Below are 9,450 nucleotides of genomic sequence, written 5' to 3'. Positions count from 1 at the left end.
TGACAAGTTGGTCTAGAGCATTAGTATCAAGTGTCATATAGGTGTCAAAAAGCACTTAAATAGTTGACAGTAAACTGACAGTTGGAAAATAAATGACTAATTTAGAAGTGTAATTTTAGTGCATAAAAAAACCCTCACTAGATGTGAAGGTTTAATTTTAAAGCCATTTGAGTGACTTTCTTGGGTGTGGTCCCACCTGGGCTCGAACCAGGGACCACCTGATTATGAGTCAGGTGCTCTAACCAACTGAGCTATAGGACCCGTTGTATTTCACTGTTTTACTAATGTAAAGCTGCATTCAGTGAACAAACACAAGCTTTATTTGAGATTGCAATATTACTATTATTTTTAATGGCTTGCAAATCTTATATTACTTTTATTTTATTTCTTGACAAAGTTCTATCAAAACACCGTTGGTACTCTTAGGGTGTAAAAAAACAACCAGCTTATTATCAGCACCTTTTTTTGGTATATCGTTAAGTAAAACAAATCCTTCGCTTTGCAGTCGAACAATTTCTTGCGCTATATCTGCTACATCAAAAGCAATGTGATGAATACCCTCGCCCTTTTTTTCTAAAAATTTAGCAATGGGGCTATTGGTATCTGTTGCTTCTAAAAGCTCAATTTTATTGGGCCCGTTCATAAAAAAAGAAGTTTTTACCCCTTCTGAGACCACTTCCTCTTGTTTATAAGGCGGATGACCTAATAATTTTTCGAAAAGGGCGTTAGATGCTTTTATGTCGTTAACAGCAATTCCAATATGTTCAATCTTTTTCATTTTTTTGAAATTAATTCAGGTAAAAATAACAACTTATAAACTCAAATAAAATTATTATTTGAACTTTTAAATCAAACTGACTTTAAAAAAATCGTATTTTTGCAGCATGGAAACAAATAGACAGAAAAAAATTGGTGCATTATTGCAAAATGACTTGGTGGATATTCTGCAAGGAGAAGTACGTAAAAACGGAATAAGTAATCTTATTATTTCTATTTCAAAAGTAAATGTAACTACTGATTTATCAATAGCAAAAGTACATTTGAGTGTTTTTCCAACCGAAAAAGCACCCGAAATATTAGCTGCAATTAAAACAAATACGCCTTTAATTAAGCATGATTTATCGCAAAGGGTAAAAAACCAATTGAGAAAAGTGCCTAATTTATCTTTTTATATTGACGACAGTTTAGATTATATCGAAAACATTGACAATGCTTTAAAAGGAAAAGAAAACCCAATTGCTAACCCTGAATTATTAGAAAAAAGAAAAAAATCATAGTTTGAATTTTCCTTTTTACATAGCCAAGCGATATGCTTTAAGTTTTAGTAAAAGTACTGCCATAAACATCATTACGGGCATTGCTTCACTAGGAATTATTGTAAGTGCCATGGCTTTGTTTGTCGTAATGTCTGTTTTTGGTGGTTTAAAAGAATTTAGTTTAAGCTTTAGCAACTCTACAGATCCTGATTTAAAAATTGAAGCAGCTAAAGGGAAATCGTTTTTGCTTTCAAACGAACAAGATCAACAATTAAAAAAAGCAAGTCCTTTTTCTGCTTACAGCAAAATTGTCGAAGAACGTGTATTCTTTTTGTATAATGAAAAAGAGCAGGTTTCGTTTTTAAAAGGTGTTGACAGCCTGTATACAGATGTTACATCGTTTAGCACAGAGTTATATGCCGGAAATTGGTTTGAATCTGGCTCAAACGGCGTAGTTGTTGGGGCAGGTGTAATGAATAAACTTTCTATAGGTTTATTAGATTTTAACAACAAATTAGAAGCCCTTGTTCCTAAACCAAAAAAAGGACTGATATCTAGTGAAGATGATTTTAACAGAACAACTTTTGTTCCTGTTGCGATTTATTCTTTAAACGACGAAATTGATAATAAATATGTGTTTAGCGATCTTGAAATAGCTCAGCATTTATTGGGCTTTAAACCCAATCAATTGACAAATATTGAATTTAAAATCGATCCCAAATCAAATGAAAAAGAAGCTGTAAAGGTTTTACTAGCCATTTTTAAAGATCAGGTTGTCATAAAAAACAGAGCCCAACTCAATGAGTCTTTAAATAAAATGTTAAATTCAGAAAACATTGTTCTTTATTTTATTTTTACACTAGTTGCTGTTTTAGCCCTTTTTACTCTTGCAGGCTCTTTAATTATGATGGTTATTGATAAAAAATCCAATTTAAAAACCTTGTATAATTTGGGTGTAGAAATAAAACAACTGCGTAACATTTTCTTTTTGCAAGGCAGCTTACTTACTTTTTTTGGGGGTATTATAGGCCTGTTGTTAGGTGTTGTTATTGTGCTTATTCAGCAACAATTTAATGTCATAATGGTTAATGAATCACTTCCCTATCCGGTGGTTTTTGAACTTAAAAATATAGCTATTGTTCTTTGTACAATCTATATTTTAGGCATCGTAGCCTCGTGGATTGCCAGCAACACAGTTTCAAAAAAATTGGTAGAATAAGTTAAACCATTTGGTAATTGGCATATACTTCTGAAATTTCATCAAAAATTTGCATCATGCCGTTGGCATCATCGGTTGTAACTAAACGCTGTTTATGTTCTTTAAAGCTATGAATTCCTTTAAAGTAATTGGTATAATGTCTTCGTGTTTCAACAATGCCTAAATGCTCTCCTTTCCACTCCATAGACCAAATTAAATGGTTTTTTGCAGCTTCAATTCGATCATTCATTGTGGGGGGTGCTAAATGTTGACCTGTTTTCATAAAATGTTTAATTTCATTAAAAATCCAAGGATAACCAATAGCTGCTCGTCCTATCATGATACCGTCTATGCCATATTTGTTTTTATATTCCAACGCTTTTTCGGGAGAGTCCATGTCGCCATTGCCAAAAATAGGCATGGCTATTCTTGGGTTATCCTTTACACGTGCAATATGGCTCCAGTCAGAATGGCCTTTGTACATTTGAGCTCGTGTTCGTGCATGAATAGATAGCGCTTGAACCCCAATGTCTTGAAGGCGCTCGGCAACCTCGTCAATGTTTATAGAAGCATCATCCCAACCTAAACGTGTTTTTACGGTAACCGGCAACGAGGTGCCTTTAATAACAGCTTTTGTTAACCGAATCATTAAATCAACATCTTTTAAAACGCCTGCTCCTGCTCCTTTGCAAACTACTTTTTTTACGGGGCATCCAAAGTTAATGTCTACTAAGTCAGGCTGAACGGCATCTACTATTCGGGCAGACATTTCCATAGCATCTTCGTCTCCACCAAAAATCTGAATGCCTACAGGTCTCTCATAGTCAAAAATGTCCAATTTTTTCATGCTTTTAATGGCATCCCGAATCAAGCCTTCTGAAGAAATAAATTCAGAATACATCAAATCGGCACCGTGCAGTTTACACAATCTTCGAAAAGGTGGATCACTCACATCTTCCATAGGAGCAAGAAGTAACGGAAATTCGGGCAATATAATGGAACCAATTTTAGGCATTAGAAAAGTAATTTTGGCAAAAATACAAATAGATTTTTGAATGAAGATTGAAGATTGAAGATTTTTAAAGAAACAAGCATCGATAATCGTTAATCTTCAAGCATCATTCAAAAGATTTGGATTATATTTGCAGATTAAATGCGAAAGCATTGCCTATAAAAGTAAGAAATAGAGAATGAAAAAAATTAGAAATTTTTGTATTATAGCCCATATTGACCACGGAAAAAGTACGCTGGCAGACCGATTGCTAGGCGCAACCCAAACCGTAACCGCTCGTGAAGAAAAAGCACAGCTGCTAGACAATATGGATTTGGAACGTGAACGTGGTATTACCATTAAAAGTCACGCTATTCAAATGGAATACACCTACAAAGGCGAAGAGTATGTTTTAAATTTAATTGACACTCCCGGACACGTAGATTTTTCTTATGAAGTTTCTCGTTCTATTGCCGCCTGTGAAGGAGCATTACTAATTGTTGATGCCGCACAAAGTATTCAGGCACAAACCATTTCTAATTTATATTTGGCTCTAGAAAACAACTTAGAAATTATTCCTGTTTTAAACAAAGTAGATTTACCAAGCGCTAATCCTGAAGAAGTTAGCGATGATATTATTGATTTGTTAGGCTGTAAATTAGAAGACATTATTCATGCATCTGGAAAAACAGGCTTTGGAGTAGAAAATATTTTAGCCGCTATTATTGAAAAAATACCTCCGCCAAAAGGTAACGTTGACGAACCCTTACAGGCCTTAATTTTTGATTCGCACTACAATCCTTTTAGAGGAATTGAAGTTATTTTTAGAGTAAAAAACGGGCAAATAAAAAAAGGGCAAAAAATTAAATTTATGGCTACCGGAAATGAATATTTTGCGGATGAAATTGGTACCCTAAAGTTAAACCAAGTTCCTAAGCAAGTAATATCGGCTGGAGATGTGGGTTATTTAATTTCAGGGATCAAAGAGGCCAAAGAAGTAAAAGTTGGGGATACCCTTACCGATGCTAAAACGCCAACTACCAATATGATTAAGGGTTTTGAAGATGTAAAACCAATGGTATTTGCAGGTATTTATCCGGTTGATACTGAAGATTTTGAAGACTTAAGAGCTTCTATGGAAAAATTACAATTGAACGATGCTTCGTTGGTTTTTGTGCCTGAAAGCTCAGCTGCCTTAGGATTTGGTTTTCGATGTGGTTTTTTAGGAATGTTACACATGGAAATTATTCAGGAACGTTTGGAACGTGAGTTTGACATGACTGTTATTACTACGGTTCCCAATGTGTCGTATCATGCCTATACTAAAAAAGAACCCGATACAATATTAATAGTAAACAACCCAACCGATTTACCCGAACCCTCAAAACTGGATAGAGTTGAAGAGCCTTATATAAAAGCAACAATCATAACAAAATCTGATTTCGTAGGAAATGTAATGGGCCTGTGTATTGAAAAACGCGGCGTTATTACCAATCAAACGTATTTAACAACGGATCGTGTGGAGTTAACTTTTGACATGCCTTTAGCCGAAATTGTATTTGATTTTTACGACCGATTAAAAACAGTTTCAAAAGGATATGCTTCTTTTGACTACTCACCTATTGGATTGCGTGTGTCAAAATTAGTGCGATTAGATGTTTTATTAAATGCTACTTGTGTTGATGCTTTATCAGCTTTAATTCATGAAAGTAACGCTTATTACATTGGTAAAAAAATGTGTGAAAAACTAAAAGAATTAATTCCAAGACAACAGTTTGATATTCCTATTCAGGCAGCCGTTGGAGCTAAAGTTATTGCTCGTGAAACCATCAAAGCCTTAAGAAAAGATGTTACCGCTAAATGTTATGGTGGTGATATTTCGCGTAAACGTAAGCTGTTAGAAAAACAGAAAAAAGGTAAAAAGCGAATGCGTCAAGTAGGAAATGTTGAAATTCCACAAGAAGCGTTTATGGCTGTTTTAAAACTAAACGATTAAGTTAAAACTAAACGAGAAATAAAATATAATAAAAACAAACCTGATAACGAAAGTTGTTGGGTTTTTTTGATTTTATACAAAAAAACAAGCATTTAATTGAAAGCCATAAACACATTGTAGGCAACAAAAACCTTTGTACATTTGCAACATGATAGAAGACAAAAACCAACAACGAACAGATTTATCGCAACTAGGTGAATTTGGATTAATTGATCATTTAACCAAGCGTTTTGGGGTAAACCAACCCTCTACAATAAAAAGCATTGGTGACGATGCCGCTGTATTAGATTTTGGAAACAAAAAAACAGTGGTTTCAACTGATTTATTGATTGAAGGCGTACATTTTGATTTGAGTTATATGCCCCTAAAACATTTGGGATATAAAGCTGTTGTGGTTAATCTTTCTGACATTTATGCCATGAATGCAACTCCTACCCAAATTACAGTTTCAATTGCAGTTTCCAACCGTTTTCCGTTAGAAGCTTTAGAAGAATTATTTGACGGAATTGAATTGGCTGCAAAATCTTATAATGTAGATGTTGTAGGTGGCGACACTACCTCTTCTCAAAAAGGGATGATCCTTTCTATAACAGCAATTGGGGTTGCTGATGACGCCGATTTAGTGTACAGAAGTGGTGCTCAAGAAAATGACTTACTTGTTGTAACCGGTGATTTAGGCTCGGCCTATATGGGCTTACAAGTCTTAGAGCGCGAAAAACAGGTGTTTCAAGTAAACCCAAACAATCAACCCGATTTAGATGCATATACCTATTTAATTGAACGTCAACTAAAACCCGAAGCACGTGGGGATATTAAAGATTTATTAAAAAAATTAGATGTTAAACCAACATCCATGATCGATATTTCAGACGGGCTTTCATCTGAAATTATGCACCTTTGTAAACAAAGTAAAGTGGGCTGTAATGTGTTTGAAGAAAAAATTCCGTTAGACCCTCAATTGATCAATGTTTGTGAAGAATTTAATATCGACAGCACAACTATTGCTATAAATGGTGGTGAAGATTATGAATTGTTATTTACAATTAAAATAGAAGACTTTGACAAAATTAAAGCCAATCCAAATTTAACTGTAATTGGCCATGTGGTAAATGAGCACGAAGGCATGCATTTAATTACAAGAGCTAATGCTAAAATTCCTTTAAAAGCTAAGGGATGGAATGCTTTAACATAATACAAAAAAACGCCTAATCTCAATTGAGATTAGGCGTTTTTTGTGCCTGCATCTTTAACTACATCTTGATCAACCAATTTCGCATCGATACTTCCTTATAAATGATTGTTTTCAAGTCTGCAATAGCAACGCGTTCTTGTTGCATAGTGTCTCTGTGTCTTATGGTCACGGTTTGGTCTTCTAGTGTTTGATGGTCCACTGTAATGCAAAAAGGAGTTCCAAGAGCGTCCTGACGGCGGTAACGTCTTCCTACAGCGTCTTTTTCATCGTATGCTACATTAAAGTCCCATTTTAATTCATCCATGATTTCTTTAGCAATTTCTGGCAAACCGTCTCTTTTTATAAGTGGCAAAACAGCTGCTTTTGTTGGAGCTAAAACAGATGGCAAACGTAAAACTGTTCTGGTTGAACCGTCTTCTAAAGTTTCTTCTTGAAGTGATTTTGAAAAAACAGCTAAAAACATACGGTCTAAACCTACTGATGTTTCTACTACGTAAGGCACATAATTGGAATTGGTTTCGCTGTCAAAAAATTGTAATTTTTTTCCAGAAAATTTTTCGTGGGCTTTCAAATCGAAATCCGTTCTTGAGTGTATCCCTTCAAGTTCTTTGAAACCAAAAGGAAAATTAAATTCGATATCAGCTGCTGCATTTGCATAATGGGCTAATTTTTCGTGATCGTGAAAACGATAATTTTCTGCCCCCAGTCCTAAAGACAAATGCCATTTTAAGCGTTTTTCTTTCCATTGCTCATAGTACTTAATTTCTTCTCCTGGTTTAACAAAAAATTGCATTTCCATTTGTTCAAATTCACGCATTCTAAAAATAAATTGTCGAGCCACAATTTCGTTTCTAAAAGCTTTACCGGTTTGCGCTATACCAAACGGAATTTTCATTCGGCCTGTTTTTTGCACATTTAAAAAATTTACAAAAATACCTTGAGCCGTTTCTGGACGCAAGTACAAGTCCATTGCAGTATCTGCAGATGCTCCTAGCTTAGTGCCAAACATCAAGTTAAATTGTCGTACTTCGGTCCAATTTCTTGATCCTGAATCTGGACATGCAATTTCTAATTCTTCAATTAACGCTTTTACGTCGGCTAAATCATCTTTTTCAAGAGAGCGTGCCATGCGCTGTAAGATTTGATTTTTTTGATCCAAATACCCTTTTACGCGTTCGTTTGTGCTAACAAATTCTTGTTCGTTAAAAGCGTCTCCAAAGCGTGTTTTTGCTTTTTGAATTTCTTTTTGTGCTTTAATGTTGATTTTTTCTGCATAATCTTCAATTAAAACATCAGCACGATATCTTTTTTTAGAATCTTTGTTATCAATTAATGGATCAGAAAAAGCATCAACGTGACCCGATGCTTTCCAAGTGGTTGGATGCATAAAAATAGATGCATCAAGCCCTACAATGTTTTCATGCATTTGAACCATGGCTTGCCACCAATATTCTCTAATATTCTTTTTTAACTCTACACCGTTTTGTGCATAATCGTAAACTGCACTTAATCCGTCGTAAATTTCACTTGATGGAAAAACAAATCCATACTCTTTTGCGTGCGAAACTACATTCTTAAATAAATCTTCTTGCTTTGCCATAATGCAAAAGTAAAAATTATTAGAATATTTAGATAGAATTTTTTATCTTTAATTTATTTTTTTCAATGTTAGCATTATTACAAAACTTATTTTTTCCAAAACTTTGCAACGGCTGCAATGCTTTATTGTTAAAAAATGAAGTTGTTATTTGCGTTAAATGTAGGCATGAACTGCCTTTTACCTATCATCATTTAATTGAAAACAATGAAATTATGACGCAGTTTTATGGCATTGTTCCCTTAGAGTTTGCGGCTGCCATGGTCTATTTTAATTCTAAAGGAATTGCCCAAGAGCTGATACACAATTTAAAATATAGAAATCAACAAGAAGTTGGCGCTGTTTTAGGAAAAATATATGCATATAATTTAAGAGAAGCCAACAGCTTACCACCAGTAGATTTAATTATTCCTACTCCCATTCACAAAAAAAGATTGCGTGAAAGAGGCTATAATCAGGTTGCATCATTTTGCCAAGCACTATCAATTGACCTTCAAATTCCTATAGATAAGAATGTTTTAATGCGCAAAAAACACACTAAAACACAAACTAAAAAATCTAAAGAAAAAAGAGCCGAAATGAAGGCACACGATTTTAATATTGAGTATAACAAGTATCACATTGGTCAACATTTTTTGTTAATTGATGATGTAATTACCAGTGGTGCAACAATTGAGGCTTGTGCAAAAGCCTTATTAAAAATTCCAAATTCAAAAGTGAGTATACTTGCTATTGCTTACACACAATCATAAAAAATAGCAAAAAAAATATGTTAGCTCTAAATATAGTTGTTATTTTGTGTTTGAATTTTACTTGATTATGCAAAAAATATATTTTATCATCCTTTTTATTATTTTTGGCTTTCTTTTTTCGGTTACCGGATGTGCTAAGAGAGGCACCATTACAGGTGGATTAAAAGACACGATTGCACCAAAAATTGTTAGCAGTACCCCTAAAAATTATAACACTAATTTTAAAGGGAATCAAATAAAAATTATTTTTAATGAATTGATAAAAGTTAAAAATATAAACAAGCAATTGATCATTTCGCCTCCTTTAAAAAACAGTCCTACAATTGTGCCTCAAGGAAGTGCTAGTAAATTTATTTCTATAAAGATTCAAGACACTTTACAAGAAAACACTACCTATAGTTTTAATTTTGGACAAAGTATTATTGATCATAACGAAGGAAATCCATATTCGCAATTTAAATACGTGTT

General features: G+C 34.0%; 9 protein-coding genes and 1 tRNA gene. 6 read left to right on the top strand and 4 right to left on the bottom strand.

Going from position 1 to position 9,450, the window contains the following annotated elements; translation table 11 throughout:
• Positions 1–187: 187 nt before the first annotated feature.
• Positions 188–261, bottom strand: a tRNA-Ile gene (locus AABM47_RS03910).
• A gap of 115 nt (positions 262–376) precedes the next feature.
• Positions 377–778 (bottom strand): methylmalonyl-CoA epimerase, encoded by a 402-nt coding sequence (gene mce / locus AABM47_RS03905; RefSeq protein ID WP_338409620.1) that lies wholly within the window; start codon positions 776–778, stop codon positions 377–379.
• A 106-nt stretch (positions 779–884) separates the two neighbouring features.
• Here mce and rbfA point away from each other — a divergent pair, with 106 nt between their 5' ends.
• Together rbfA and AABM47_RS03895 are read left to right on the top strand one after the other, a co-directional pair.
• On the top strand, positions 885–1,277 hold the full coding sequence (gene rbfA / locus AABM47_RS03900) for a 30S ribosome-binding factor RbfA (RefSeq protein WP_338409619.1): 393 nt from the start codon (positions 885–887) through the stop codon (positions 1,275–1,277).
• Between the two features lies 1 nt (position 1,278).
• Positions 1,279–2,475 (top strand): FtsX-like permease family protein, encoded by a 1,197-nt coding sequence (locus tag AABM47_RS03895; protein ID WP_338409618.1) that lies wholly within the window; start codon positions 1,279–1,281, stop codon positions 2,473–2,475.
• Between the two features lies 1 nt (position 2,476).
• Here the strand turns inward: AABM47_RS03895 and dusB are convergent, their stop codons facing one another.
• Positions 2,477–3,469: a tRNA dihydrouridine synthase DusB gene (dusB, locus tag AABM47_RS03890; RefSeq protein ID WP_338409617.1), complete on the bottom strand. Its 993-nt coding sequence runs from the start codon at positions 3,467–3,469 to the stop codon at positions 2,477–2,479.
• A gap of 175 nt (positions 3,470–3,644) precedes the next feature.
• Between dusB and lepA the strand changes: the two genes are divergently transcribed.
• Positions 3,645–5,441, top strand: a complete 1,797-nt coding sequence (lepA, locus tag AABM47_RS03885) for a translation elongation factor 4 (RefSeq protein ID WP_338409616.1) — start codon at positions 3,645–3,647, stop codon at positions 5,439–5,441.
• A 148-nt stretch (positions 5,442–5,589) separates the two neighbouring features.
• Positions 5,590–6,633 (top strand): thiamine-phosphate kinase, encoded by a 1,044-nt coding sequence (gene thiL, locus AABM47_RS03880; RefSeq protein ID WP_338409615.1) that lies wholly within the window; start codon positions 5,590–5,592, stop codon positions 6,631–6,633.
• Between the two features lie 58 nt (positions 6,634–6,691).
• On the opposite strand, the gene AABM47_RS03875 is transcribed toward thiL, so the two are convergent.
• On the bottom strand, positions 6,692–8,233 hold the full coding sequence (locus AABM47_RS03875) for a glycine--tRNA ligase (RefSeq protein WP_338409614.1): 1,542 nt from the start codon (positions 8,231–8,233) through the stop codon (positions 6,692–6,694).
• 65 nt (positions 8,234–8,298) lie between these two features.
• Between AABM47_RS03875 and AABM47_RS03870 the strand changes: the two genes are divergently transcribed.
• Complete coding sequence (locus AABM47_RS03870) at positions 8,299–8,982, top strand: ComF family protein (protein WP_338409613.1); 684 nt, start codon at positions 8,299–8,301, stop codon at positions 8,980–8,982.
• Positions 8,983–9,049: 67 nt separating this feature from the next.
• A partial coding sequence (locus AABM47_RS03865) for an Ig-like domain-containing protein (RefSeq protein ID WP_338409612.1) occupies positions 9,050–9,450 on the top strand: 401 nt, incomplete at its 3' end.

The organism is uncultured Flavobacterium sp. (assembly GCF_963925415.1).
Taxonomy (GTDB): domain Bacteria; phylum Bacteroidota; class Bacteroidia; order Flavobacteriales; family Flavobacteriaceae; genus Flavobacterium.
This window is presented reverse-complemented; position numbering and strand designations above follow the sequence as displayed.